Origin of the sequence: Pseudonocardia sp. MH-G8 (assembly GCF_002262885.1) — a bacterium.
Lineage (GTDB): Bacteria > Actinomycetota > Actinomycetes > Mycobacteriales > Pseudonocardiaceae > Pseudonocardia.
On record NZ_NKYF01000003.1, the window covers coordinates 1 to 26,706 of the forward strand.

Here is a 26,706-nt window from a genome sequence, read left to right on the forward strand (position 1 = left end):
GGCACAACACCGGGATCTCCACGCCCACCTGCTTGGCGGCGTCGTAGATCGTGGTGCCCTCGGGAACGGTCACGTCCCGACCGTCGATCGAGGCGGTGACGGTCCGGCTCTGCTGCGTGACCGGAAGCATCGTGGTCATCCCAGGAGTCTCGTCTCTGATGAGTGCTTTGTCTACGGTATGGAGTCTCTCTGTCTACGGTATGCAGAACGTCTGCGAGCGGCGCCCCCGTCCGCGGTGGACGGGAGCGCCGTACGCACGAGGCGTCAGTCCTCGGACTTGCTGCTGTCCTTCAGGCCCGCGGAGATGAGGTCCATCACCGACGAGTCTGCCAGCGTCGTGACGTCGCCGACCTCGCGGTTCTCCGCGACGTCGCGCAGCAGCCGCCGCATGATCTTCCCGGAGCGCGTCTTGGGGAGCTCCTCCACGACCATGATCTGGCGCGGCTTCGCGATGGGCCCGATCTCCTTCGAGACGTGGTCGCGCAGCGCCTTGATCGCGTCGGCGCCGCCCGCCTCGTCGTGGGCGGCACCGCCACGCAGGATGACGAACGCGACGATGCCCTGCCCGGTGGTGGCGTCGGACGCGCCCACCACGGCTGCCTCGGCGACCGTCGGGTGACTGACCAGCGCCGACTCCACCTCGGTGGTGGAGATGCGGTGCCCCGACACGTTCATGACATCGTCCACGCGGCCGAGCAGCCAGATCGCGCCGTCGTCGTCGTACTTCGCACCGTCGCCGGCGAAGTAGTAGCCCTGGTCGGCGAAGCGCGCCCAGTAGGTCTCGCGGTAGCGCTCCTCGTCACCCCAGATGCCGCGCAGCATCGCGGGCCACGGCTTGTCGAGCACCAGGTAGCCACCGCCTCCGGGGCCGACCGGCTGGGCCTCCTCGGTGACGACCTCGGCGCTGATGCCCGGCAGCGGGCGCATCGCGGAGCCCGGCTTCGTGGCCGTGACGCCCGGCAGCGGCGAGATCATGATCGCGCCGGTCTCGGTCTGCCACCAGGTGTCGACGATCGGGCAGTTGTTGTGCCCGATGTTCTCCCGGTACCACATCCAGGCCTCGGGGTTGATCGGCTCGCCGACGCTGCCGAGCACCCGCAGCGAGGACAGGTCGAACTTCTCCGGGATCTCCTTGCCCCACTTCATGAACGTGCGGATCAGCGTGGGCGCGGTGTAGTAGATCGAGACGCCGTACTTCTGGATGATCTCCCAGTGCCGGCCCTCGTGCGGGGTGTTCGGCGTGCCCTCGTACATCACCGAGGTGGCCCTGTTGGCCAGCGGCCCGTACACGATGTAGCTGTGGCCGGTGACCCAGCCGATGTCGGCCGTGCACCAGTACACGCTCTCACCGGGCTTGTGGTCGAAGACCACGCTGTGCGTGTAGGCGCACTGGGTGAGGTAGCCGCCCGAGGTGTGCAGGATCCCCTTCGGCTTCCCCGTGGTGCCCGAGGTGTAGAGGATGTAGAGCGGCTGCTCGGCGTCGAACGCCTCCGCGGTGTGCTGGTCGGACTGCTTCTCGACGACGTCGTGCCACCACAGGTCGCGCCCGTCGGTCCACGGCACGTCGATCTCCGTGCGCTTGACCACGAGCACGTGCTCGATCGTCGGGGTCTCCGCCGTGGCCTGGTCGGTGCTCTCCTTCATCGGCGCCGGCTTACCGCGCCGGTACTGCCCGTCGGAGGTGATGAGCAGCCGCGCCTCGGCGTCCTCGATGCGCGCCTTGAGCGCACCCGGGGAGAAGCCGCCGAACACGACGCTGTGCATCGCGCCGAGCCGGGCGCACGCCAGCATCGAGAACACGGCCTCGGGGATCATCGGCAGCTGGATGGCGACCCGGTCACCCTTCCCGATCCCGAGCTCGACGAGCGCGTTGGCGGCCTTGCAGACCTCGCGCTGCAAATCGGCGTAGGTGATGGTGCGGGTGTCGCCGGGCTCGCCCTCCCAGTGGAAGGCCACCTGCTCGCCGTGCCCCGCCTCGACGTGCCTGTCCACGCAGTTGTAGGCCACGTTGAGCTTGCCGCCGACGAACCACTTCGCGAACGGGGTGTCCCAGTCGAGCACCCGCTCCCACTTCTGCTCCCAGTGCAGGCGCTCGGCCTGCTCGGCCCAGAACCCCTCGCGGTCCGCCGAGGCCCGGTCGTACCACTCCGCCGTGGCATTGGCCTGAGCCGCGAACTCCTCGCTCGGCGGGAAGGTCCGGTTCTCCGTGGACAGGTTGCTCAGCGTGGCGTGATCCTCGGCCATTGGGGTGCTCTCCTGGTCCTGGGCGTCTCGCGCCGGGCGTCGGCGACCCGGCTCCGCGTGCGTGATACCCGACGCTAGTAGGCGCGCGCGCCCGGCGCACCGTCGGTGCTGCGCGCCCGGCGCGGATCGACGAGCGGACGACGACGCGACGACACACGGCCGGTGAGCGGCGGTCCACCGCCGCCGGACGCGCGCCGACATCCGGCTGCATCCGCACGGCGTAGTGCGGTCGTCCCGCCTACGTCGCGGCGCGTAGGGCGGGAGCATCCGTCGAGCGGACGCCACGACGCCCGCGGCGGCCGAGGATCGCGGCATGGACCCACCGGCGCGCTCGCTCGTCCCCGGCACCCGCCCGGTCCGGGTCCTGCTCGTGCTCGCGGTGGTCGTCGGATCGGTGGCGATCTCCCCGTACGTGCTGCTCGACAGCGGCACGAGCCGGGTGGACGTGACCGGTGGGCTGCACTACGCGCTGCTCGTCGCGCACATCTTCACGGCGATGACCGCCCTCGTGCTCGGGCCGTTGCAGTTCGTGCCCGCGATCCGCGCGAACCGTGCGCGGCACCGGCGGATCGGGCGGGCCTACCTGCTCGTCGGGGTCGTTCCGTCCGGTCTGTTCGGCATCCCGGTGGCACTGCTGTCGGATCGGCTCGTCACGCAGATCGGGCTCCTGATCCCGGCAGTGGGCTGGCTGGTGACGGCCTGGCTCGCGGTGCGCGCGATCCGGCGCGGGGACCTCGAGGCGCACCGGTCCTGGATGACGCGCAACTACGCGCTCACGTTCCTCGCCGTGACCGCACGGATCCTGGTGCCGCTGATGCTGCTGGTCCGGCTCCCGTTCACCGGGGAGGGCCTCGCGGCGGCGGCCGACGCGGTGCCGTCCGTGATCCCGATCGGGCAGGTCCTGGGTTGGGTGGTCAACCTCGTGATCGCCGAGATCGTCATCAGCCGACGTCGGGCGCTTCCCCGCCGGCGCGCTGTCAAGGAGAAGCTGTGAAGCACGCGTCGCCCGCTCTGCCTGGTGCGACCGCCCCACGCTGACGGTGGTCCCGGCGTCGGTGGCAGCATGCGCTGGTGGCCGTGTCCGCCGATCCTCTGGCTCCCCTGCTCGACCTGCCCGGTGTGAACGAGGCCGTCGCGCGAGCGCGGGACGCGCTGGTCGGGGTGCACAACCACCCCGTCAACCGGCGCGGCTGGCCGGCGAACGCGGCCGAGGCCGGGCTGCGGGCCGCCCGCGCGTCCGCGGCGCTGGACGGTGCCGCGCTCACCTCGGGGGACACCGTGGTCGATCCGGTGCTCGCCGGTGCCGTGCGTGCGGTGGAGGAGTCGGGACGGCTGCTCGGCGCCTGGCGCGGATCACCGCTGCAGGCGCTGGCCCGACTGCACGTCGTGGCCGCGGCCGACCTGGTCCCGGCGCCACGCCACGAGGCGGAACTCGGCAGGCCACGCGCGAGCGCGGGCACCGCGGCCCGGTTGGGACTGCTCGCCGACCTCGTCACCGGCGGCACGCGCGTACCGGCCCCGGTGCTCGTCGCGGTGGTGCACGGGGAGCTGCTCGCGCTGGCGCCCTTCCCCGCGGCGAACGGGGTGGTGGCCCGTGCTGCCGCGCGGCTCGCGGGGGTGGCGGCCGGGCTGGACCCGAAGGGTCTCGCCGTGCCGGAGGTGGGGCACCTGCGCCACGCCGCGGAGTACCGCGCCGCCGCGGCGGCCTTCGCGTCCGGCACCTCGGAGGGCGTGCGTGAGTGGCTGTTGCACTGCTGCGCACAGTGGGAAGCCGGGGCGCGGGAGGGCACGTCGATCGCCGACTCCCGCACCTGACGGGACCGGCCGCACAGCGAGACGGGCGGCACCCCCGGTGAGGAGCGCCGCCCGCCCACGCGGGAAGTTCGAGATCCAGGCGTGCACTACGTGTCGTGGTTGTGGCCTCGGCGTCCGGCGTCCCGGTACGCAGGCCCACGACGACATGCCTCCCGCGGCGTGCTGTGCGTGGAGAGCCCGACCTTCCCGCACGGAGCCCTGCTCGGGGTGGACGGGTACTTCTCTGCCGTACCGCCCCTGGCCGATCAGAGGTCCGTACGACCCTTTGTAGTCCGTGACCCGGAGCACAGCAAGGGTCGCTGTCAGGTGCACCGGTTCAGGCACGCAGGGTGGCGATCAGTGACGACTCCGGCACCCTCAGGAGCCCCACCGGACGCACCTGTGGTCAGGAGCCGGCCGGGCGTCGGCGCACGTACCAACCAACCGCAGCCAGCGCTGCAGCCGCTCCCACCCCCGCAGCGGTCAGCGAGGCGCGCAGCGGCGGCGGCCGCAGGCGCATGCGCAGCGCAACCGGATCGGCGAACGTCAGGACGGGCCATCCGCGCAGCTCGGCCTCCCGGCGCAGGGCCCGGTCGGGGTTCACCACCGTGGGGTGGCCGACGACCTCCAGGAGCGGCAGATCCGTGATCGAGTCGGAGTAGGCGCGGCAGTCCGCGAGACGGTAGCCCTGCTCGGCGGCGATCTGCCGCGCTGCCTGCGCCTTCTCCTCCCCGTAGCAGTAGTAGTCGATCACGCCCGTGTAGCGGCCGTCGGCGACGCCCATCCGCGTGGCGAAGCACCGGTCCGCGCCGACGAGCGCCGCGATCGGCTCCACGACCTCCTGCCCCGACGCCGACAGGACGACGACCTCGTCGCCGTTCGCGCGGTGCTCGGCGATCAGCTCCGTGGCCTCGGCGTAGACGAGCGGCTCGACGATGTCGTGCAAGGTCTCGGTGACGATGGCGCGGATCTGCGCCACCTCCCACCCCGTGCACAGCGCGGTGATCCGCCGGCGCAGCAGCTCCATGGTGTCGGCGTCCGCGCCGGACAGCAGCAGGAGCAACTGTGCGTAACCGCTTCGCAACGCCGCCCGGCGCGTGATGAGCCCCTGCCGGCGGAACGGACGGCTGAAGGCGAGCGCGCTGGAACCCGCGATGATGGTCTTGTCCAGGTCGAAGAACGCGGCGGCTCCGGACGCGGACGGGGGCGGAGCAGGGCGGAGCAGGGGGAGCACACCGGACACGCGCGCGAGCTTGCCAGAAGGACCGACCGGACCAGTGCGCCTACCGGCAACGACACCACCGAAGATGGTTCTTGCGACAGTCGCGCGACCCGGCTCGACAGGGGCTACGATGGAGATGTCCGGTTCTGTCCGGACACGGTTCAGCTCGACCCCCCGGAGCTGAACCACCGACGGCCCCCGCCAATCCCCCCTGGCGGGGGCCGTCCCATGTCCGGGGTCCGCCCGCTCAGTAACCGGCGGTCTTGTCGACGACGTTGCCCAGCGGCTCGTCCCGCACGAAGCGGGCGAGGTTGGCGACGAAGACGTCCACACCTCGCCGCCGGGTGGCCGCCGTCGTCGCGCCGTTGTGCGGGGTCACGATCACGTTCGGCAACGACCAGAACGGGCAGTCGGCCGGCAGCGGCTCGACGTCGTGCGCGTCGAGGCCCGCCCCGGCGATCCGGCCTTCCTGCAACGCTGCGAGCAGCGCGGCGTCGTCGGCGATGCCGCCGCGGGACACGCACACGTAGAACGCGGTGGGCTTCATGGCGCCGAACGCCTCGTGCCCGAGCAGGCCCTTGCTCTGCGGGGTCAGCGCCGCGGTGACGACCAGGAAGTCCACCTGCGCGGCGAACTCCACCACCTCCGCGGGCCCGTACATCCGCTCGACGCCCGGGACCGACCGGGTGCTCTCCCGGCGCAGGCCGAGCACCCGCATGTCGAACGCCGCCGCCCGCCGGGCGAGCGCGGTGCCCGCGCCACCCATCCCGACGATCCCGCAGGTGGCCCCGTTCAGCTCGCCGTGGGAGAAGCGGTCCCACTCCCGGGTGCCCTGCGCGCGCATCCAGCGCGGCGCGTCGCGGTCGAGCATCAGCATGAGCATCAGGGCGTGCTCGGCGAGCGGGACAGCGCCGTTGCCCTTCGACGAGGTCAGGACCACGGGGCTCGCCACCAGCTCGGGGAACAGGGCGCCGTCGACGCCCGCCGCCCAGCTGTGGATCCAGCGGAGCCGCCCGGCCGCGGCCAACGCAGCGGGGTCGAGGGTGCCGGCCACCACGTCGGCGTCCGGGAGCCGATCGGCGACGTCGGCGGCGCGGGCCGCGAACGTGATGTCGGCGTCCGGGGCGGCCGCCCGGATCCGCTCCTGCTCCTGCTCGGGCGCACCGCACACGAGCACGACGGGCCGATCGTTCATGACGCCTCCTCGGTCAGGACCAGCACTTCGAACAGCTCGAGCGGCGGCAGGTCCACGCCCGGCCGCCCGTCCCGCACCGTGACCGGCAGGTCGACGCCCGCACGCACGGCGCGCACCCGCGCGCCGGGATCGGCCCACGAGACCCACATCCGCGCCCCGTGCACGGTGACCGGCGGCCCGAAACGCTGCGGCCCGGCGCCGGTGAGGTTCACCAGGTGCGCCACCAGCCCGGCGCGCGAGCGCCCGAGCACCACCTCCACCTGGTCGGGCAGGTCGGTCTCCACGGCGACCGGCACCGGCGCGGCCGTCACGACCGCGTCGACGACCAGGTCGCGGTGCGCGGAGAGGCCCACCTCGCGGTAAGCCCGCCCGGGGGTCCAGGGCAGCACCGTGACCCGGTCCGCGACGAGCACGCCGGGCTGGGCGAGCTCGACGTGCCCGTGGCACTTCTCCGGCGGCCCGTATGGGGCGCGGGACAGCACCCGCATGCCGGTGCGCGCGCCGTCGGCGGGGGTGACGACGTGGTAGGCGCCGATCACGGGCACCGGGAACGCGGGCTCGGCGTCGGGGAGCAGGTGCATCGACCGGACGGCCTCGACGGTGTCGCGCACCGCCGGCCGCTCCGCCACCGGGGAGCCCGCCAGCTGCGCCTCGGCGCCGTCGAACCCGCTGGACCCGGTGCCGACCACCACGCCCCCGGCGCCGGTGAACGCGTCCAGCGCGGCGACCGCGGCCGGGCGCAGGACCCCCAGGTCCGGCAGGACGGCCACGGCGTAATCACCGAGGCGGTCGCAGGCACCCAGCCGCTCCTCCCCCAGCACGTCGAAGGGAACGTGCCGCTCGAGCAGCGCGCGGTACAGCCCCTGGAACTCGGCGACGTCCGGCGCGGGACCGAGCAGGTCGGGTCGCACGAGGACCACCCTCGCCGCGGGGACGAGGTCGGCGTAGACCTCCTCGTGGTCGCGGTGGTGGCGGGTGATCTGCCCAGCGACGTCGAGGCACTCGTAGCGGGAGTCGTCCGGGGTGCCCATCACGTAGGTCGACGGGTTGGCGCCGCGCGAGATCGCCTGCACGAGGTACTGCGCCATGTGCTCGGGCTCCTCCCCCGCCAGCCGGTAGGGCATGTCGACGAAGCCGACCGCGTTCGTGAACACCGGCACCCGCGGACGGAACGTGCGCGCGGCGCTGACGTGCTCGCTCGTGCGGTGGTGCCACAGCGGCCTGCCGACCTGGTTGTTCGCCTCGTGGAAGACGATGTCGGCGGTGTCGCCCATGATCAGCGGCGCCTCCGGCCTGCGTGCCGCGATCAGCTCGCGCATGCGGGCGCAGATGTCGTCGACCATCCTCTTCGCGAACCGCCGCCACACGGGATAGCCGGGGTCGTCCGGGCCCGAGGGCAGAGCGGCGTCGAAGGCCCGCACGCACGACAGGCACTGGCACACACCGCGGTAGCGGGCGCTGTAGTCACGCTCGTTGTAGGAGGCCCAGTTGAAGAAGAAGCCGTCGACGTCGTAGCGCGACAGCACCTCCTCGACGACGGCGCAGCTCTCCCGCTGGTAGTACGGCGCGCTCGGGCAGACGCTGGTGAGCCCGTTGTAGACCTGCCACTCGCCGGCCGGGTCCACGAAGCACCACTCGGGGTGCTCCTCGGCGCGGCGCCGGTCGACCTTGGAGAAGTCCATCCGCGCGAGCAGCCGGATCCCGCGGGCGTGCGCGGCCGCCACCGCGTCGCCGACGAGGTCACCGCTGCCGCGCTGCGCGAGTGCAGGGTTGCGCGTCTGGCTGGGCAGGTCGGTCGGGTAGTTCGAGACGATGCCCCCGACGGACAGCAGCCAGGCGTTCGCCCCGAACTCCTCGATCCGGTCCAGCACGCGCTCCACGTCCAGGCCCGCGTCGATCTCCCGCAGGTTGGTCTGGAAGGTGCGGAACGGCTCGTGCCACCACAGCCCCATCAGGGACGCCCGTCCCAGCGCAAGTGCAGCACCTCGAGCAGCTCCACCGAATCGAGGACGACCGAGGCGCGCCCGTTCGTGACCGTCACGTCCGGCTCGGCACCGGCCACCAGCAGCCGCGCCGTCGCACCGGTGCACCCGGGCGGCAGCGCCACCGAGATCGCGAGCGGGCCCACCGGGACCAGCTCGCGCACCGGGCCGCGCATCGTCATCGGGTTGGTCAGGTTGACCACGCACACCGCCAGCTCGCCGTCGCCCTCGTGCACGGCGACGTCGTGCAGGCCCGGCCCGCTGATGCCGACGCGCGGCGGCTCCCCCAGCGCCCACGTCACCGCGGCGGCGATGAGCTGCCCGTGGTCGGACTGCAGCGCCTCCCAGAACAGCGCCCCGACGTCGAAGGCGAGGTGGACGGTGCGGCCCTGCCCCGGCCGGTGGCGCGCCACCACCGCCGGGTCCTCGGGGGGCCGGCGCGCGTACAGCTCCTCCATGGGCAGGTCCGGGTAGTCGGGCACGAACCGGAACGGCACGTCGGCGTCGGGGGCCGCCGCCACGCGCAGCAGCTGCGTGCCGCCGATGATCCGGCGCGCGCCCGGGTAGCCCGCCGACAGCGGGTGCTCCCCGGTCAGGGCGATGTAGTTGTTCTTCACCGGGCCGCGGGCGTCCTGCTCGAGGTGCACGCCCAGCACGTCGGCGAGCCCGAAGTCCGCCCGCGGGGTGCCGTCCTCGCCGCACAGCGACGTGCGGTACCCGGCCACCACGCCGCCCCCGGCGCGCACGAACTCCTCGATGACGGCGCACGCCTCGTCGCTCATCCGCTCGGCGTTCGCGAGCACCAGGACGCGGAAGCGGCCCAGCTCCTCGGCCGTGAACCGGGCGCCCGAGACGAACTCGAACGGGATCCCGGCCTCCACGAGCGCCTGGTAGAAGCCGTCGTCGTGCGCGTCGTCGCCGGGCTCTGCCGCGTCGAACAGGGCAACATCGGCCGTCACCCGCATCCGGGACAGCACCGGCTCCACCGTCGCGTGCTGCCCGAACGCCTCGACGACCGGCGCGACCCACCGGTCGTCGGGCACGGTGCCGTTGAACTTGGTGAACCACGGGAACGCGCCCTGGGCGACGCCGTCCGCGATCCACATCCGGATCTCCGCGGGGCTGGCCACCGAGTCCTTCCACCGGTGCCCGGGGTGCTCGGGCCCCACCGAGGAGATCAGCCCCACCGGGCGGTCGCGGAATGCGCCGCGGCTGCGCTTGGCGTTGCGGCCCGCGGCCCAGGGCGCCTCGATGCCCTCACGGCCCTGCCGGTCGAGCACGAAGAACGGGTAGTGCCGCTCGATCAGGTCGCGGTCCAGCTCGTGCACGGCCAGCGAGCCCAGGTTGGGGATGAACCGGGCGTGCGGCCGGACGTCCTTCACCGCGGTGTCCCACAGCGCCACCAGCTCGCTGAGCTGCTGGCGCCGCCACGGCACGTACGCCTTCCACGCGACGTCGTCCGGGTCGTAGGGCTCGACCGGCAGCTCGTGGCCGGTGGCGTCGAAGAACGCGCGGCGCGCGTGCTCGCTGTAGGAGACGCCGTGGCCCTGCCAGCGGTTGGCGAACACGGCGTCGATGTCGTAGTCGCGCACCAGCTCGCGCGCGACCTCGGTGATGAACTCCCGGTTGTAGGGCCCGAACGGGCAGGTCACGTACGTGCCGGGGAACGCCCAGTGCTCGCGCGGCGCGCCATCGGGAGTCAGTGCCACCCACTCCGGGTGGGCCGCGAGCGCGTCGGCGTGCACGGCGTGGGAGTCCACCCGCGCCATCACGTGCATGCCAAGCCCGCGCGCACCGTCGACGAGCGCGCCGAACGGGTCGCCGTCACCGAGGTGGCGGCTGCGGTAGTGGTACGGGATCCGCGTCGGGTAGAAGGCCATGTAGCCGCCCGCGCTGAGGCACGTGGCGTTGGAGCGGCTTCGGCGCATGACGTCGATCCAGAACGCCGGGTCGAACTCGACGGGGTCGTTCTCGGTGAGGGTGAGCTGGGTCCAGCGCGTGGCCGTCCGGTGCCAGTCGGAAGAGCGCAGGTTCATTTCAGTCCCGTCGTCGAGATGCCGCGGATCAGGTACTTCTGGGCCGTCGCGAAGAACACGAGGATGGGCAGCAAGGACAGCAACGACATCGCGAACAGGGCGCCCACCCCGTTCGACGTCTCCGAGCTCATCATCGAGTTCAGTGCCACCGGCACCGTGAACATCTCCGTGGAGGTCAGGTAGATCAGCGGGGTGAAGAAGTCGTTCCAGGTCCAGATGAACGTGAAGATCGCCGCGGTGACCAGCGCCGGCTTCATCAGCGGCAGCACGATCGACCAGTAGATGCGGAACGGGCCCGCGCCGTCGACCCACGCCGCCGCGTCCAGCTCGCGCGGGATCGTGCGGATGAACTGGACCATGAGGAACGTGAAGAACGCGTCGGTGGCGAGGAACTTCGGCAGCAGCAGCGGGAAGTAGGTGTTCACCATCCCGAGCTGCGAGAAGAAGATGTACTGCGGCACCACGAGCACGTGCAGCGGCAGCATCACCGACACCAGCGTGATCGCGAAGTACAGCTTCCGGCCCCGGAACTCCAGCCGCGCGAGCGCGTAGGCGGCCAGGGAGCAGGAGACCAGGTTCCCGACGATCGCCCCCAGGCTCACCATGAGCGAGTTGAGGAAGAACAGCGAGAACGGCTCGTCCAGGGCGTTCCAGCCGTCGCGGTAGTTCTGGAACGTCACCTCCGAGGGGATCAGGCCCGGCTCGGACAGCACGAGGTTGCCCGGCTTGAACGAGCTGACCACCATCCAGATCAACGGGTAGATCATCAGCAGCACGACCGCGCACATCGCGACGTGCCGGCTCACGACCCTCATCGCTCGTCCCCGTAGAACACCCAGTACTTCGAGAGCAGGAAGTGCCCGGCCGTCACCACGCCGATGACGAGCAGGAGCACCCACGCCATCGCCGACGCGTAACCCATGTTGAAGCTGTTGAAGCCCTGTTGGTACAGGTAGAGCGTGTAGAACAGCGTGGAGTCCAGCGGCCCGCCCTGGCCCCCGCTGATGATGTGGGCCTGGGTGAAGGCCTGGAACGCGCCGATCGTCTGCAGCACGAGGTTGAAGAACACGATCGGGGTCAGCAACGGTGCGGTGACGCTGCGGAACTGGCGCACCTTGCCCGCGCCGTCCACCCGCGCCGCCTCGTAGAGCTCCTCGGGGATCTGCCGCAGCCCGGCGAGGAAGATGATCATTGGCGAGCCGAAGGTCCACACGTTGAGCACCACGAGCGTCGACAGCGCGGTGTCCGGGTTCTGCAGCCAGCTCTGGCCCTCGATCCCGAACCACGCGAGCATGCTGTTGAGCAGGCCCTCGTGCCCGAACAGCTGCCGCCACAGGATCGCCACGGCCACGCTGGAGCCCAGCAGCGAGGGCAGGTAGAAGGCGCTGCGGTAGAGCGCGAGCCCGCGCATGCCCTTGTCCAGCACCACGGCGAGCAGCAGCGCGAACGCCAGCTGCAGCGGCACCGACACCAGCACGTACCGCAGCGTCACGCCGACCGACGCCCAGAACCGCTCGTCCCCGACCATCCGCCGGAAGTTCTCCATGCCGATGAGGTCCGGGTCGTGGATCAGGTCGTAGTCGGTGAACGAGAGGTAGAGCGACGCCAGCAGCGGCACGGCGGTGACGAGCACCAGCCCCAGCAGGAACGGCAGCAGGAACACGTGCGCCGCGCGGCCCTGCCGGCGGAACGAGGGGGTCCGGCGGCGCGGCGGTGTCCTCGGGGCCGCGACGGCCGGCCGCGCGAGGGTGTCGTGACTCATGAGGCCTGGCCCAGCTCGCGGTCGATGTCGGCGATCACGCGGGCGGCGGCGTCGGAGACGCTCGCCCGCTCCAGGGCGACCTCCTCCACACCCCGCGTCATGATCGTGCGCCATGTGCCGGAACCGGCAGGTGCCTCGTGGCGGGGCTTCTGCGCCTCCGCCATCTCCAGCTCGACGACCTCGAGCATCTTCTTCTCGTCCGCGTTCGCCACCCCGTAGGCCGCCTGCAGCACCTGCGGGTTCGCGGGTGCGCCCACCGACAGCCCGACGATCGGCAGCAGCGCGGGGTCGTTGATGGTGAAGTGCACGAGCCGGCCTGCGGCGTCCACGGCGTCGTCGTCGATGCCCGAGTAGACGGCAATCCGGCTCAGGTAGGCGAAGCGGTGACCCGGGGCGGCGTCGGGGAGCACCGGCATCGGCCGCAGCCCGAACTCGTAGTCGGGGAACATCGGGGCCTCGTCGGCGATGTGGTTGGAGTTGCCGAACGTCATCAGCACCTTGTCGCCGACCACGGGCCACTCCGGCTGCGCGCCCTCCTGCTCGCTCAGGTTCGTGGCGGCACCCGCCCGGCGCAGCACCTCCCACCACTCGAACCAGGAAGCGAGGGCCGCGGTGTCGAAGCCCATGCGCCCGTCGGCGGTCCACAGGTCCTGCCCGTGCTGGCGCAACCAGGCCTCGAAGCACAGGTCGGTCTGAGCGTTGTAATGGATGGCCTTGCGGCCCTCCGGTGCGTTGCGGCTGTAGTCGATCAGGAACTCCGAGAGCCCGTCCCACGTCCAGCTCTGCGCGTCGGCGGCCGGCAGCTGCGCGCCCGCCTCGTCGAGGAAGGTCTGGTTGTAGCGGACCGCGGCCGTGAGGACGGAGCGCGGCAGCGTGTTGAGCTCCCCGTCGATCTTGTAGGACTCGACCTGCTCCGGGCTGAACGCGGACAGGTCGAGCGACCCGATGTCGTCGAGCCGCCGGTACAGCCCCGCGTCCTGGTAGCTCATGACCTGCGGGGACGGGATCCAGAAGACGTCCGGGACGTCGCGTCCTGCGGTCTGGACCGTGATGCGCTCCTGGAAGGCGTCGTAGTCGGCGAACTCGGGGCGGACCTCGATCCCCGGGTTCTGCTGGGCGAACAGCTCCAGCGCCTCGGTGTACTTCTGCTGGCGGACGGTGTCGCCCCACCAGGCGAAGCGGACCGCGTTGCCGCCCGATCCGCCTCCGCCGCAGCCCGCGAGCGCCGTCATCCCGGTGGCGCCGAGCGCACCGAGCCCCGCCAGCTGCATGAATCGCCGTCGGTTCATGGGGTTCATCGAGATCCTGACCTCTCCGTGGACGGATCGTGCTCGGAGCGACGCTACGAATCCGATACTTGTCAGTCAAGATGGCAGGCATACTTGTCTAACAATTGTGCATGTCAGTAGCGTAGCCACATGCCAGCAGGCCCGTCGCGCTTCACGCTCGCGCCCTCGTCGATGATCGACGCCCTCTACGGGTCGTTGCGGCAGCGGATCATCAACGGCGAACTGCCACCCGGGGAGAAGGTCACCGAGGCCAAGGTGGTCGGCGAGTACGGCGTCGCGCGCCCCACCGCGAAGGCATGCCTGGAGCGGCTCACCGCGGCCGGGCTGCTGCGCCGCTCGGCCCACCGCACCGCCGTGGTGCCGGAGCTCGACCGGGCCGAGATCCTCGACCTCTACTTCGCCCGCGACTCGATCGAGCGCCGGGCCGTGCAACGCCTCGCCGAGACGGGTGCGGTCCCCGCCGAGGCCCGCAGTGCGCAGGAACGGATCGAGCGCGCCGTCGCCGCCGGGGTGTTCCCCGACCAGGTGGAGGCCGACATCGCGTTCCACACCTCGCTCGTCGACGCCGTGGGCAGCAAGCGGCTCTCCCGCATGCACGAACTGATCATGGGCGAGGTGCACCTCACGATGGGTCAGTTCCAGGCCCACCGCACCACCGACCCGCGCACGGTGGCCACCGAGCACGACGCCATCCTCGCCGCGATCGCCGCGGGCGACGCGGCGGTGGCCGCCGACCGCATCTCCACCCATCTGCAGGCCGCGCGGGACCGGCTCGTGACGCACCTCGGCCACGACGACGCCGCGGCCGGGCCACCGCCCGTGGAAGCCTGAGGCGTGACCGCACGACCTGCCTGCAGTCAGCTATCCCCGCCAGCCTGCCCCCACCCGGCGACGAAAGCCTGAGGTCAGAGGGCTGCGGCGCGCAGTTATCCACATCAACCACAGGTTGTCCACAGGTTGGGGGATCTGTCCCCACCCACCGCCGCTGCACCCCAGGCTGAGAGCACCCGGCTCGTCCGAGCGGGGCGTCACGAGGAGGCCGCGGTGGGTACGAGAGGTACGACCGAGCACGCAGGTCCGGCGCGGCGGGGGCTCGTCATGGTGTCCGACCCCGAACTGCTCGACGTCCTCCTGCGGCTCGCCGCCGCGGCGGGCTGCGAGCTCCAGCGCGCGCTCGACCCGGCACAGGCACGAGGGTTCTGGGCCGAGGCCCCGGTGGTGCTGCTCGACGCCGCGGGGGCCGCGCGGTGCGCCCGGGCCGGGCTGCCGCGCCGGAGCCACGTCGTCCTCGCCGTGCGCGGGGAACCGGAGGATCCGGTCTGGCGACACGCGGTCGCCGTCGGGGCGGAGCACGTCATCGCCCTGCCGGAGGCCGAGGCGTGGCTGGTCGCCGCCCTCACCGAGGCGGCGGAGGGTCGGCGGCCCGGTGGGCGCGTGCTCGCGGTCGTGGGCGGGCGCGGCGGTGCCGGCGCTTCGGTGCTCGCCGCGGCCGTGGCCGTCGCCGCCGTCCGCGAGGGGTGCCGCACGCTGCTGGTCGACTGCGACCCCCTCGGCGGTGGGCTCGACCTCGTGCTCGGGGCGGAGGACCTCGGCGGGCTGCGGTGGCCGGGAGTCGGCGTCGAGGGCGGGCGCGTGCCCGCCACCGCGCTGCACGCCGCGCTGCCCGCGCCGGCCGTCGGTTCCGGCCGTGGTGAGCTCGGGGTGCTCTCGTGCGACCGCACGGCCCACGGGCCCACCCCCAACGCGGTGCGGGCCGTGGTCGAGGCGGGACGCCGGGCCGGCGAGACCGTGGTCTGCGACCTGCCGCGCTACCCCACCGACGCCGCCGTCGCCGCACTGTCGGCCGCCGACCTCGCGGTGCTCGTCGTCCCGGCCGACGTGCGGTCCTGCGCCGCGGGCGCGCGCGTGGCCGCCCTGCTCACCGAGCACGGCCGACCGCTGCGCCTGGTGGTGCGCGGCCCCGCTCCCGGGGGAATCGACGCCGAGGAGGTCGCGCGGGCGCTCGCGCTCCCGATGCTCGCCGCCATGCGACCCGAGCCGGGGCTCGCGCGTGCCCTGGAACGCGGGGAGGCACCCGCCCGCCCGCGCGGCCCGCTCGCCACCGCAGCGCGGGCCGTCCTCACCGAGCTCACGGCCATGACGTCCGCGGCCCCGGGGGCCCGGCCGTGACGACCGCCGGCACCGCGGCACCCCTGGTCGAGCGCGTGCGGTCGCGGCTCGCGGCGGCGGGCGGCGAGGTCACCCAGGCCGCGGTGGCCGCAGCGGTGCGCGCCGAATCCGGAGGGGTGGCCTCCGACCTCGACGTGCTGTCCGCCCTGCACGTCCTGCGGCAGGAGTTCGTCGGCGCGGGCCCCCTGGACCAGCTGCTGCACGACCCGCGCACCACCGACGTCCTCGTGTGCGGCCCCGGCGCGGTGTGGGCCGATCGCGGTGCCGGGCTCGAGCGCACGCCGGTGCGTTTTCCCGACGACGCCGCCGTGCGCCGCCTCGCGCAACGCCTCGCCATCGCGGCCGGCAGGCGGTTGGACGACGCCAGCCCCTACGTCGACGGCTGGCTCGCCGACGCAGGCGTCCGGCTGCACGCCGTGCTGCCCCCGGTCGCCGCCGACGGCACATGCCTGTCGTTGCGCGTCCTGCGCCCGGCGGCCCACGACCTCCCGGCGCTGCGCGCGCTCGGCACCGTCGACGCGCACGGCGAGGCCCTGCTGCGGGCGGTCCTCGCCGCGCGGCTCGCGTTCCTCGTGGCCGGAGGCACCGGCACCGGGAAGACCACGATCCTGGCCGCGCTGCTCGCCGCCGTCGATCCGCGGGAGCGCATCGTCTGCGTGGAAGATGCCGAGGAGCTTCGCCCGCGGCATCCGCACGTCGTCCGGCTGGTGGCCCGGCCGGCCAACATCGAGGGCGCCGGTGGGGTCACGCTGCGCGACCTCGTACGCCAGGCGCTGCGGATGCGACCCGACCGGCTCGTCGTCGGCGAGGTCCGCGGCGGGGAGGTGTGCGACCTGCTGGCGGCGCTGAACACCGGCCACGACGGCGGCGCCGGCACCGTCCACGCCAACTCGGCGCGTGAGGTGCCCGCACGGATGGAGGCGCTGGCCGCGGCCGGTGGGCTGCCCCGCGCGGCCCTGCACAGCCAACTCGCCGCGGCCGTCCAGGTCGTGCTGCAGATGCGCAAGCTGCCATCGGGGGCGCGCGTGCTCGACACGGTCGGGGTGCTGGAGCGCGAGGGCGACGCGGTCGCGGTCCGGCCGGTGTGGACGCGGCGCGAGGGGTGGACCGCGCAGCGAACGGCGCTGGAAGCGCTGCTGCGGGAGCGGGAGGTCTCGCCGCCATGGTGACCGCAGCCGCCTGCGCGGCCCTCGCCGCCGCGCTGGTCTGCCTCCCCGGCCCGGCGGGTGCGTCGCGCCTCGCCACGCTCTGGCCGCCCGCACACCCCGAGAGGCGCACCCGCCGGTCGGTCGTCGCCGGGCCCGCGGTCCTCGGCGGGCTGCTGGGTTTCGCGGCCGCCGGCCTCGGTGGTGCGTTGGCCGGTGCGCTGGCCGCGATGGTGCTGCGCAAGCGCCGCTCCCGGCACCGTGCGGAACGCCATGCCGCCGCGGCGGCCGAGCAGCTGGCAGCCGCCGTCGCCCGGATCTCCGACGAGCTGCGGGCCGGTAGCCATCCGGCGGGTGCGTTGGCCGGTATCGACGCCGACGGCCCACTCGCCCGTGCCGTCCTCGCACCGGCCGCCGTGGCGGCCCGCCTCGGCGACGGGATCGTGCCCGCGTTGCGGCGCGGGGGCGCGGCGCAACCGGGCGCCACCGTCGACGTCGAGCGGATCGCCACCGTGTGGGCGCTGGCGGAGCGGCACGGCATCCCGCTCGCCGACCTCCTCGCCCGTGCCCAGGACGACATCCGGTGGCGCGTCCGGTTCGGCGCCACCGTCCGCGCGCAACTCGCCGGCCCGCGCGCCACCGCCACCGTGCTCACAACGCTCCCGCTGTTCGGCATCGCGCTCGGCCAGCTGATCGGCGCCGATCCGATCGGTGTGCTGCGGAACGGCCTGGCCGGGCAGGTGCTCCTGGTGCTGGGCCTCGCGTTCGTGGCGGCCGGGCACGCCTGGTCGGAGCGGATCCTCGGCGCGGCGGTGCCCCGGTGACGGGCGGCTCGATCGCGGCCGTCGCGCTCCTCGCCGCCGCGCTGCTGGTGACGGGTGCACCACCCGGGCGCCACCGGCTCCGCGCGTTGCAGGCCCGGCCGGCACCCGCGCCGACACCCGTCGCCCCGCTGCGCCCGGTCTGGGTGGCCGTCGCGGCCGCAGCCGCAGCCGCGCTGGCCGGCACCGTCGCGGGGCCGGCGAGCGCGCTGCTGATCGCCGCGGCCACGGCTGCCGCCGGTGCCGTCGCCGTGCGACGCAGCCGGGCCGGTGGCGGGCTCGCCCTCGAGCAGGACACGGAGCTGGCAGCCGGGTGGGAGTTGCTCGCGGTGTGCCTCGAAGCCGGTCTGCCCGTGGCAGTGGCCTCCGCGGCCGCCGCCGAACCGCTCCGTGGCGCGGCCGGCGCCCAGCTGCGCGGGGTGGCCGGTCTGCTCGAACTCGGTGCGGATCCGGTGTCCGCGTGGCGCTCGGCCGAGCAGGTGCCCGTCCTGTCCAGCTTCGCGCGCGCGGCCGGACGCTCCGCGGGCACCGGGTCCGCGCTGGCCCAGGTGGCCCGGGCCGAGGCCACCCGCCTCCGGGCCGGCCTGCTCGACACCGCCCAGGCCCGGGCACAACGGGCCGCAGTCCTGATCACGGCCCCGCTCGGCCTGTGCTTCCTTCCGGCGTTCCTCGTCCTGGGGATCGCCCCGGTCGTGGTCGGCCTGGCCGGAGAGGTGCTCGCCCAGTGGTGAGCCGACAGAGAACCCACGAGGAGAAGGAGAAATCCCATGATCCGCTCGGCGTCCCGCACCACTCGCCTGCCCGGTCCCGGCCTCCTGCCGCCGTTGCGTCGCCTCCGCGACGAGGACGACGGGATGAGCACGGTCGAATATGCGATCGGCACGGTCGCTGCCGCGGCCTTCGGCGCCCTGCTCTACACCGTCCTCACCGGGGAGTCCGTCCTCACCGCGCTCACCGGCCTCGTCGAACGCGCCCTGTCCACGAACTTCTGACGCCGTGTGACCGCGGGGCCGTCACGGTGGAGGCCGCCCTCGCCCTGTGCAGCCTCGCGGTGTTCCTGGTGGTCGCGGTCGGGGCCCTCTCCGCGGTGGCAGGCTCCGTCCGGTGCGTCGACGCGGCCCGCGAGCTCGCCCGCCTCGCGGCCCGCGGCGAGCCGGAGCGCGGCCGCGCCGTCGCCGCCGAGCTCGCGCCATCCGGCGCCCGGCTGACACTGGACGTGGAGGACGGCCTCGTCACCGCGGAGGTCTCCGCCGAGCTGGTCCGCCCGTTGCCGCTGCGGATCGGGGGCCGGGCCGTCGCCGCGCTCGAGCCGGGAGCGGCACCGCCGTGAACGGGTGGAGCCGGTCCGCCGACCACCACCCGCCACGCGACCAGGGCATCGCCACCGTCTTGGCGGCGGCGGGGATCGCGGTGCTGATGACCGTCCTCGTGGTCGCCCTGCACCTCGGAGCTGCCGTCCACGCCCGACACCGCGCCGAGGCCGCGGCCGACCTCGCGGCGCTGGCGGCAGCGGGGATGGCCGTCCAGGGCACCGAGCCGGCCTGCGCCCGGGCGGCGGAGATCGCCACCGCGATGGGCGGCACGGTCACCACGTGCGGCCTCGCCGGTTGGGACGCGCTCGTCGAGGTCGGCGTGCCGGTGCCGCTGGCGCTGCCGGGGCTCGGCACGGCCACCGGCCGGGCTCGCGCCGGCCCCGTCCCACCCTCCGTCGTTGATGCGCCGGCGGTCGATCCCCCTGGCGGCCCGGAGCACCAGGACGACGAGCCGTAGGCAGCACCGGACGGCACCCGCCAGACCGGCAGCGGCCCTCAGGCCGGCAGCCTGTCAGGACCGATACCCGTCAGGTCGGCCCCGTCAGGCCGGGCATCCGTCAGGCCGGCCCCCATCAAGCCGGCAGCTGTCAGGTCGGCACGCGCCAGACACGCTGCACCCGTCAGGTCGGCACCCGTCGGACCGACACCCGTCAGGTCGGCACGCGCCAGACACGCTGCACCCGTCAGGTCGGCAACCGTCAGGTCGGCAACCGTCAGGTCGGCAACCGTCAGGTCGGCAACCGTCAGGTCGGCAACCGTCGGGCCGGCACGCGCCAGACACGCTGCACCCGTCAGACCGACACCTGCCGGACCAGCCGTGCCCGGCGGGCCGAGAGCAGCAGCAGGCGTGTGGGGCGGGTGCGACGAGCTCGTGCGGGCTGGTCGTCGCACCGCCGAGCCGCACCGGGCGCGGGGCGGGCCCGGCCCGCTCCGTGATCCGTCCCAGAAGCACGCCACCGTCACGACGGCCGCGGTGGCGTACCGCCCGGACCGATCACCGCTCCCTGATCTACGCGAGTCGCACCAGGTGGCGGCGGGCGCCGCTTCGGCGTGCTTCTCGGACGGATCATCACGTCCTGATCGGGGTCGGGGGTGTCTCGCTGCGTGATCGGTGCGAGTCGTACCAGGTGGTGGCCGGCGCCGCTTCGGCGTGCTTCTCGGACGGATCACCACGTCCTGATCGGGGTCGGGGGTGTCTCGCTGCGCGATCGGTGCGAGTCGCACGGCAGCGTCCTCGCGACCGCGCTCCTGTGCGTCTCGTGGGCCGGCCCGCCCCGATGATCGCCAGGAATGGTGTCAGAGCGACAGATCTGTCGCTCTGACACCACTCCCGCTGATCATGAGCGACCCGTCCGTGATCAGGCCGGCCGTGCCGCTGCTCCAGGGCCTCCTGGAGGACCGTGGCGTCTCCCTGACCGTGGAAACGCTCCCCACCACCAGGACCACGCCCGCCGCCACGACAGCCCGGTGATCGAGGAGCGAATCCCGGGTGAACGGAACACCAGAGTCCTCCAGCCATGATCGAACAGCGCTGGTGTTCCGTTCACCCGCAGAACCGGGGCCCGAACGACTCCCGCGCAACCCGGGAAGCGGTCAGCTCGGCGGCACCCCGAACCGGCCCCGTGGCCCCACGTACCTGGTGCCCCGCTGCGGCCGGTTCAGCACCTCCTTGACGTGCCACCACGCGTCGTCCCGGGTCTCCGCGTAGCCGTGGGACGACTTGCCGCCGTCCAGGACGACGGTCCAGCGGTACCGGCCGGTCGCCTCGTTGAACGTCACCGACCCCCGCTGCTGGCTCTCGATCATCAGTCGTGCTTCCGCCTCGTCTGCCGCCTCGCCCATCGCGAACCCTCCGCCGACCTCGGCCATCCAGAACACCACAGCCTCACTCTAACGCCTTTAACGCCAAAAAAGACAGCGGGGCCGTTGTCGACGTTACAGCCGTTAGTGCTGCTCAAGCCGCGTGATGGGACGTACGTTCCGGTCGTGGATCTGCTGACGACCACCCAAGCCGCGGCGGAGCTCGGGGTGTCGGCGCGCTCGCTGGCGAGGTGGGCCCGTGAAGGCAGGCTGAGGCCCGCACTCATCACGCCCGGCGGCGACCGGAGGTCAGGCCGGTACCTCTGGAACCTGGAGGACCTCCGCGAGCAGCTGCTGAAGCTCCGGACCCGCCCGGAGTAGCAGCTCGCTCCCACCGCCCGCCGAGGTTCTCGAGCCGCTCGCGAGCGTCAGCGGGGTCGACCGGCCGAGCGGCGTGCCCGTCGGGGACCCCAGGGTGTTGCCGCCCGTCGTCGAGAAGCTGCCACCGAACGGGCCCCTGCCGCCACGACCAGGCGGTCGACGCCCTCGTCGCGGCCGGAGCAGTGCCACGACGAGCGGTCGACCGCCTCGGACGGATGGGGCGGTGTGGCGGACCGACAGGGGACCGGACGCGATCACGGGCCGTCCGACGACTCGGCGCACCACGGCAACGCTCGTCGTGGCCCCGGTACCGATGAGCGACAACCGCTGGCGACGGCGGGCACAGCAGCGCTTACTGGATGAGGTTCCCGACCGGAAGCGATCGGCGGGACCGTGAAGTTCGCTCCCCAGACTGCGGTGGGGCCGGCGCGTCGCTCTCGACGCCCATCCCCGTGCCCGGCCCACCGCGCGCCGACCGTCGCCGGCCGGCCCGGCCCCCGACGCGGCCGGCCGGCGGCGGTCTATTCCGCCGCCCGCCCGTTCTGCCCGGCGTCGGCGCCGTGCCCGCCGAGCGCGTCGAGCACGACCCCGAGCACGCGCACCGCGCCGGCCTTGTCCAGCGGGGCGTTGCCGTTGCCGCACTTGGGCGACTGCACGCACGAGGGGCAGCCGGTGCGGCACTCGCAGTCGCCGATGGCGGCACGCGTGGCGGCGAGCCAGCGACCCAGCACCGCGTGCCCGCGCTCGGCGAACCCGGCGCCACCGGGATGGCCGTCGTGCACGAACACCGTGGGGTGCCCCGTGTGGGGGTGCAGCGCGGTGGACATGCCGCCGACGTCCCAACGGTCGCAGATCGCGAACAGCGGCAGGAGGCCGATCGCGGCGTGCTCGGCGGCGTGCAGCGCCCCGGGGATCCGGGCCGGGGTCACGCCCGCCGCCACGAGCGCCTCCTCGTCGACGTCGTACCAGACACCGCGGGTGCGCAGCACCTGCTCGGGAAGGTCGAGCGGCACCGTGGCCAGCACCGTGCCGTCCGGTGCCCGGCGCAGGTACTCCACCACCTGCGAGGTCACCGTGACCTCGCCGTAGGACACGCGCACCCGGCCGTGGTCGCGCCGCGCGAGCACGCGGGCCACCTCCACCTCGGCCGTGGAGCGGGCGTCGGTGCGGAACCCGGGATCGGCGGTGGTCACCGCGGCCACACCCGCCTCGAGGTCGAGCCGCTCCACCAGGTAGGTCTCGCCGCGGTGCAGGTACACCGCCCCGTCGTGCACGGTGGCGGGCGCCGACGCGCCGTCCACGGTGCCGAGCATGCGCCCGGTGGCGGCCTCCACCACGGCCACCTGCCCGAGGCCCGAGCCCCGGATGTCCACCGAGCCCGCCGGTCGTTCGTGGGTGGAGGGCCAGTACCAGCCCGTGGGCCGGCGCCGCAGCACGCGGTCGGCCACCAGCTCGTCGAGCACGGCGGCCGCGGCCGCGCCACCGAACACCTCGGCGACGTCCTCCTCCCGCAGCGGCAGCTCCGCGGCGGCGCAGGCGAGCTGGGGGCCCAGCACGTACGGGTTGGTCGGGTCGAGCACGCACCCCTCGACCGGCGCCCCGAGCAGCGCCTCGGGGTGGTGCACGAGATAGGTGTCCATGGGGTCGTCCCGGGCCACGAGCACCACGAGCGCCTCGTCGCGGGCCCGCCCCGCCCGGCCCGACTGCTGCCAGAACGACGCCCTGGTGCCCGGGAACCCCGCCACCACCACCGCGTCCAGGCCCGCGATGTCGACGCCGAGCTCCAGCGCGTTGGTCGTGGCCACGCCGAGCAGCGCACCGTCGACGAGGCCGGCTTCGAGGGCCCGCCGTTCCTCCGCCAGGTAGCCCCCGCGGTACGCCGCCACCCGGTCGGCCAGCGCGGGGTCCACCTCGGCGAGCAACCGCTGCGCGGTGAGCGCGGTGGTCTCGGCGCCGCGCCGGGACCGCACGAACGCGAGCGTGCGCGCCCCCTCGAGCACGAGGTCGGCCAGCATCCGGGCCGCCTCGGTGCCCGCGGGGCGGCGCACCGGGGCACCGTTCTCCCCGCTGAGCTCGGGCAGCAGCGGTGGTTCCCACAGCGCGACGGTGCGCCCCGCGGCAGGTGAGCCGTCCTCGGTCACGGCCACCACGTCACGCCCGGTGAGCCTGCCGGCGAACGCCGCCGGCTCCGCCACGGTGGCCGACGCGAGCACCAGGGTGGGTCGCGACCCGTAGCGCGCGCAGATCCGCAGCAGCCGGCGCAGCAGCAGCGCCACGTGCGAGCCGAACACCCCGCGGTAGGTGTGGCACTCGTCCACCACCACGAACTGCAGCCGCCGCAGGAACACGGCCCACTGGGCGTGCCGGGGCAGCAGGGAGCGGTGCAGCATGTCCGGGTTGCTGAAGACCCAGCGGCCGTGGCGGCGCACCCAGTCGCGCGCGTCGGTGGACGTGTCGCCGTCGAAGGCCGCCGCGCGCACGTCGGGGAGCTCGAGCGCCTCGAGCGCGCGCAGTTGGTCCGCGGCGAGCGCCTTCGTCGGCGAGAGGTACAGGGCCGTGGCCTTGGGGTCGGCGGCGAACCGCGCGAGCACGGGGAGCTGGTAGGCCATCGACTTGCCCGACGCCGTGCCGGTGGCCACCACCACGTCCTGCCCGGCCCAGGCCAGCTCCGCCGCCTCGGCCTGGTGGCTCCACGGCGCCGGCACCCCCTGGCGCTCCCACGCCGCCCGCACCTGCGGAGCCACCCACTCCGGCCAGGCCGCGGTGCGGCCGCTCCGCGCGGAGAGGCGCACCGCGTGCCGCAGCGGCCCCTCGCGCTCCTCCCCCGCCCGACCGCCCACCGCCACGCCGGACGCACCCGGCTCCGAGCCTGCGAGCACGCGGCGGAGCAGGAGCTCACCCCGCCCGGTGGCGCCGACGGACGGCACCGGTCCGCCCTCGCCCCGCTCGCACTCCACAGCCACGGTCACCGAGGTTGGCACACGGGAACGACAACCTCGGCGCCACCTCGTCGTGGACGTCGGTTGCCCGAGCGTGAGGGGGCTCACGCACCGTGTCCGACGCCACACACTTACACTGCTCGCGCCTGTACCGCGTCGACCTGCGGTGACGGGTTTCCTCAGACGCCAGGGATGCCGTCCACGTTCCCTGGCCCGTTATTCAAATCACCGACCAGGAGGACGGATGTTCGTGTCCACCCTCGCCGCGAGCGAAGTGACGCTCGCGGGGAGCGACTACGTCATCGTCGGCGTGGTCGCGGTGGTCGCGCTCGCTGCACTGGCCATCGGCTATGTCCTGCTCCGGGAGGTTCTCGCCGCCGGCGAGGGCACTCCCAAGATGCAGGAGATCGGTCGAGCGGTCCAGGAAGGCGCCGCGGCGTACCTCAACCGCCAGTTCCGCACGCTCGGCATCTTCGTCGTCGTCGTGTTCGTACTGCTCTTCGCGTTGCCCGGTGACATCGGCGAGCGCGTCGGGCGATCCGTCTTCTTCATCATCGGCGCCGTGTTCTCCGCGAGCATCGGCTACCTCGGGATGTGGCTGGCCACGCGCGCCAACATCCGGGTCGCCGCCGCGTCACGGGAGCCCGGCGGCCGCGAGAAGGCCACCCGCATCGCGTTCCGCACGGGTGGTGTCGTCGGCATGTTCACCGTCGGCCTCGGCCTGTTCGGTGCCGCGATCGTGGTGCTCGTCTACACCGGGCAGGCCCCGAAGGTGCTCGAGGGCTTCGGCTTCGGCGCCGCGCTGCTCGCGATGTTCATGCGTGTCGGCGGCGGCATCTTCACGAAGGCCGCCGACGTGGGTGCCGACCTCGTCGGCAAGGTCGAGCAGGGCATCCCCGAGGACGACCCGCGCAACGCCGCCACGATCGCCGACAACGTGGGCGACAACGTGGGCGACTGCGCCGGCATGGCTGCCGACCTGTTCGAGTCCTACGCGGTCACGCTCGTCGCGGCCCTGATCCTGGGCACCGCGGCGTTCGGCCAGCAGGGCCTGCTCTTCCCGCTGATCGTGCCGGCCATCGGCGTGCTCACCGCCGTGGTCGGCGTGTACATCACGCGGACCCGCGAGGGCGAGGGCAGCCTGAAGGCCATCAACCGGAGCTTCTACATCTCGGCCCTCATCTCGGCCGTGCTGTGCGTGATCGCGGCGTTCGTGTACCTGCCGTCGAGCTTCGGCGCGCTGAACGGGCCCACCGACACCACCGTCGTCGACGCCATGGGCGGCGCCGACCCGCGGCTGCTCGCCTCGACCGCTGTGATCATCGGCATCGTGCTCGCCGGGGTGATCCTGTGGCTCACCGGCTACTTCACCGGCACCGAGGACAAGCCCGTCAAGACGGTCGGCGAGTCCTCGCTCACCGGTGCGGCCACGGTGATCCTGGCCGGCATCTCGATCGGCTTCGAGTCTGCCGTGTACACCGCGCTCGTGATCAGCGCTGCCGTCTTCGGTGCGTTCGCGCTGGCCACCGGCTCGATCACGGTGGCACTGTTCGCGGTGGCGCTGGCCGGTACCGGCCTGCTCACCACGGTCGGCGTCATCGTCGCGATGGACACCTTCGGGCCGGTCTCGGACAACGCCCAGGGCATCGCGGAGATGTCCGGCGACGTCGAGGGCGCCGGGGTCGACATCCTCACCGAGCTCGACGCGGTGGGCAACACCACCAAGGCGATCACCAAGGGCATCGCCATCGCCACGGCGGTGCTCGCCGCCACGGCGCTGTTCGGCTCCTACCGCGACGCGATCAACCAGGCGCTGGCCGAGGCGGGCGGCACGCTCACCGACGCCGGCACCGCCTTCGCGTTCGAGGTGTTCGCGCCGAACACGCTCGTCGGCGTGATCATCGGTGCCTCCGTCGTGTTCATGTTCTCCGGGCTCGCGATCAACGCGGTCACCCGGGCGGCGGGCGCGATCGTCTTCGAGGTCCGCCGGCAGTTCCGGGACGAGCCCGGGATCATGAAGGGCACCGTCCGGCCGAACTACGCCAACGTCGTGGACATCTGCACCCGCGACTCGCTGCGCGAGCTGGCCACCCCCGGCCTGCTGGCGATCTTCGCCCCGATCGCCGTCGGCTTCGGCCTCGGCGTCGGTCCGCTGGCCGGCTACCTGGCGGGCGCCATCGCCACCGGCACCCTGATGGCCATCTTCCTGGCCAACTCGGGCGGGGCGTGGGACAACGCGAAGAAGCTGGTGGAGGACGGCAACCACGGCGGCAAGGGCTCACCCGCCCACGAGGCCACGGTGATCGGCGACACGGTCGGTGACCCGTTCAAGGACACCGCCGGTCCGTCGATCAACCCGCTGATCAAGGTGATGAACCTGGTCTCGGTGCTGATCGCCCCGGCCATCGTCACGTTCTCGGTGGGCGACTCGGCCTCCACGCCGATCCGCATCGTGATCGCGCTGATCGCCGTTGCGGTGATCGTCGCGGCCGTCGTGGTGTCGAAGCGACGCAGCACCACCATCGCCGACACCCCTGCGCAGAGCACGGTCGGCTGACGCCGTCCCGTTTTTCCGTCTCGGAAGCCGTCCACCCGTACGGGTGGGCGGCTTCCG

The 26,706-nt window shown here is 73.3% G+C and carries 24 protein-coding genes; 13 read left to right on the forward strand and 11 right to left on the reverse strand.

Annotated features, from left to right (window positions below; translation table 11 throughout):
- Positions 1 to 139: 2Fe-2S iron-sulfur cluster-binding protein (locus tag CFP66_RS50245; RefSeq protein WP_198961355.1), on the reverse strand; the 139-nt coding region annotated here is incomplete at its 3' end.
- A gap of 125 nt (positions 140 to 264) precedes the next feature.
- Positions 265 to 2,244, reverse strand: coding sequence for an acetate--CoA ligase (acs, locus tag CFP66_RS09775; RefSeq protein WP_094922436.1), 1,980 nt, complete (start codon positions 2,242 to 2,244; stop codon positions 265 to 267).
- A 313-nt stretch (positions 2,245 to 2,557) separates the two neighbouring features.
- On the opposite strand from acs, the gene CFP66_RS09780 reads away from it, so the two are divergent.
- Entirely contained in the window at positions 2,558 to 3,238 is a 681-nt protein-coding gene (locus CFP66_RS09780) for a DUF2306 domain-containing protein (protein WP_094922438.1), read from the forward strand.
- Between the two features lie 74 nt (positions 3,239 to 3,312).
- Positions 3,313 to 4,059 carry an oxidoreductase gene (locus CFP66_RS09785; protein ID WP_094922440.1) on the forward strand — a complete coding sequence of 249 codons (747 nt, stop codon included), beginning with the start codon at positions 3,313 to 3,315 and terminating at the stop codon, positions 4,057 to 4,059.
- A 385-nt stretch (positions 4,060 to 4,444) separates the two neighbouring features.
- Here CFP66_RS09785 and CFP66_RS09790 read toward each other — a convergent pair whose 3' ends face one another.
- The 7 genes from CFP66_RS09790 to CFP66_RS09820 form a co-directional block, all read right to left on the reverse strand.
- The gene (locus tag CFP66_RS09790) at positions 4,445 to 5,281 is read right to left on the reverse strand and encodes an HAD family phosphatase (protein WP_094922441.1); all 837 of its coding nucleotides are present in this window, start codon (positions 5,279 to 5,281) and stop codon (positions 4,445 to 4,447) included.
- A gap of 226 nt (positions 5,282 to 5,507) precedes the next feature.
- Positions 5,508 to 6,455: a D-2-hydroxyacid dehydrogenase gene (locus tag CFP66_RS09795; protein WP_094922443.1), complete on the reverse strand. Its 948-nt coding sequence runs from the start codon at positions 6,453 to 6,455 to the stop codon at positions 5,508 to 5,510.
- Positions 6,452 to 8,407: an alpha-amylase family protein gene (locus CFP66_RS09800; RefSeq protein ID WP_094922445.1), complete on the reverse strand. Its 1,956-nt coding sequence runs from the start codon at positions 8,405 to 8,407 to the stop codon at positions 6,452 to 6,454. The genes CFP66_RS09795 and CFP66_RS09800 overlap by 4 nt, the downstream gene beginning before the upstream one ends.
- A complete protein-coding gene (locus CFP66_RS09805; RefSeq protein WP_094922446.1) occupies positions 8,407 to 10,473 on the reverse strand; it encodes an alpha-amylase family protein in 2,067 nt (688 codons plus the stop codon). The genes CFP66_RS09800 and CFP66_RS09805 overlap by 1 nt, the downstream gene beginning before the upstream one ends.
- Positions 10,470 to 11,288 (reverse strand): carbohydrate ABC transporter permease, encoded by an 819-nt coding sequence (locus CFP66_RS09810; RefSeq protein WP_094922448.1) that lies wholly within the window; start codon positions 11,286 to 11,288, stop codon positions 10,470 to 10,472. Before CFP66_RS09810 ends, CFP66_RS09805 begins: the two co-directional genes overlap by 4 nt.
- Positions 11,285 to 12,235: a carbohydrate ABC transporter permease gene (locus CFP66_RS09815; protein ID WP_094922449.1), complete on the reverse strand. Its 951-nt coding sequence runs from the start codon at positions 12,233 to 12,235 to the stop codon at positions 11,285 to 11,287. The genes CFP66_RS09810 and CFP66_RS09815 overlap by 4 nt, the downstream gene beginning before the upstream one ends.
- On the reverse strand, positions 12,232 to 13,524 hold the full coding sequence (locus tag CFP66_RS09820) for an ABC transporter substrate-binding protein (RefSeq protein WP_198961356.1): 1,293 nt from the start codon (positions 13,522 to 13,524) through the stop codon (positions 12,232 to 12,234). The genes CFP66_RS09815 and CFP66_RS09820 overlap by 4 nt, the downstream gene beginning before the upstream one ends.
- A 129-nt stretch (positions 13,525 to 13,653) precedes the next feature.
- On the opposite strand from CFP66_RS09820, the gene CFP66_RS09825 reads away from it, so the two are divergent.
- The 9 genes from CFP66_RS09825 (at position 13,654) to CFP66_RS49890 (ending at position 20,443) form a co-directional block, all read left to right on the forward strand.
- The gene (locus tag CFP66_RS09825) at positions 13,654 to 14,355 is read left to right on the forward strand and encodes a GntR family transcriptional regulator (protein ID WP_094922452.1); all 702 of its coding nucleotides are present in this window, start codon (positions 13,654 to 13,656) and stop codon (positions 14,353 to 14,355) included.
- Between the two features lie 213 nt (positions 14,356 to 14,568).
- Positions 14,569 to 15,693, forward strand: a complete 1,125-nt coding sequence (gene ssd, locus CFP66_RS09830; RefSeq protein ID WP_233159283.1) for a septum site-determining protein Ssd — start codon at positions 14,569 to 14,571, stop codon at positions 15,691 to 15,693.
- Entirely contained in the window at positions 15,690 to 16,862 is a 1,173-nt protein-coding gene (locus CFP66_RS09835) for a TadA family conjugal transfer-associated ATPase (protein WP_094922456.1), read from the forward strand. Before ssd ends, CFP66_RS09835 begins: the two co-directional genes overlap by 4 nt.
- Entirely contained in the window at positions 16,856 to 17,662 is an 807-nt protein-coding gene (locus CFP66_RS09840) for a type II secretion system F family protein (protein WP_094922457.1), read from the forward strand. Before CFP66_RS09835 ends, CFP66_RS09840 begins: the two co-directional genes overlap by 7 nt.
- Complete coding sequence (locus tag CFP66_RS09845; RefSeq protein ID WP_233159284.1) at positions 17,659 to 18,390, forward strand: type II secretion system F family protein; 732 nt, start codon at positions 17,659 to 17,661, stop codon at positions 18,388 to 18,390. Before CFP66_RS09840 ends, CFP66_RS09845 begins: the two co-directional genes overlap by 4 nt.
- 36 nt (positions 18,391 to 18,426) lie before the next feature.
- Positions 18,427 to 18,651, forward strand: coding sequence for a DUF4244 domain-containing protein (locus tag CFP66_RS09850; protein WP_094922459.1), 225 nt, complete (start codon positions 18,427 to 18,429; stop codon positions 18,649 to 18,651).
- Between the two features lie 26 nt (positions 18,652 to 18,677).
- On the forward strand, positions 18,678 to 18,989 hold the full coding sequence (locus tag CFP66_RS09855) for a TadE family type IV pilus minor pilin (RefSeq protein WP_233159285.1): 312 nt from the start codon (positions 18,678 to 18,680) through the stop codon (positions 18,987 to 18,989).
- Positions 18,986 to 19,429, forward strand: a complete 444-nt coding sequence (locus tag CFP66_RS09860) for an Rv3654c family TadE-like protein (RefSeq protein WP_094922461.1) — start codon at positions 18,986 to 18,988, stop codon at positions 19,427 to 19,429. Before CFP66_RS09855 ends, CFP66_RS09860 begins: the two co-directional genes overlap by 4 nt.
- 882 nt (positions 19,430 to 20,311) lie before the next feature.
- Complete coding sequence (locus CFP66_RS49890) at positions 20,312 to 20,443, forward strand: hypothetical protein (RefSeq protein ID WP_255413839.1); 132 nt, start codon at positions 20,312 to 20,314, stop codon at positions 20,441 to 20,443.
- A 122-nt stretch (positions 20,444 to 20,565) separates the two neighbouring features.
- Here CFP66_RS49890 and CFP66_RS09865 read toward each other — a convergent pair whose 3' ends face one another.
- Positions 20,566 to 20,853 carry a hypothetical protein gene (locus CFP66_RS09865; RefSeq protein WP_094922462.1) on the reverse strand — a complete coding sequence of 96 codons (288 nt, stop codon included), beginning with the start codon at positions 20,851 to 20,853 and terminating at the stop codon, positions 20,566 to 20,568.
- A 105-nt stretch (positions 20,854 to 20,958) separates the two neighbouring features.
- Here CFP66_RS09865 and CFP66_RS09870 point away from each other — a divergent pair, with 105 nt between their 5' ends.
- Positions 20,959 to 21,153 (forward strand): helix-turn-helix domain-containing protein, encoded by a 195-nt coding sequence (locus CFP66_RS09870; RefSeq protein ID WP_233159286.1) that lies wholly within the window; start codon positions 20,959 to 20,961, stop codon positions 21,151 to 21,153.
- A 521-nt stretch (positions 21,154 to 21,674) separates the two neighbouring features.
- Here CFP66_RS09870 and CFP66_RS09875 read toward each other — a convergent pair.
- Complete coding sequence (locus tag CFP66_RS09875) at positions 21,675 to 24,110, reverse strand: DEAD/DEAH box helicase (protein WP_369805023.1); 2,436 nt, start codon at positions 24,108 to 24,110, stop codon at positions 21,675 to 21,677.
- A 226-nt stretch (positions 24,111 to 24,336) separates the two neighbouring features.
- Here CFP66_RS09875 and CFP66_RS09880 point away from each other — a divergent pair, with 226 nt between their 5' ends.
- A complete protein-coding gene (locus CFP66_RS09880) occupies positions 24,337 to 26,649 on the forward strand; it encodes a sodium-translocating pyrophosphatase (RefSeq protein WP_094922464.1) in 2,313 nt (770 codons plus the stop codon).
- Positions 26,650 to 26,706: the final 57 nt, after the last annotated feature.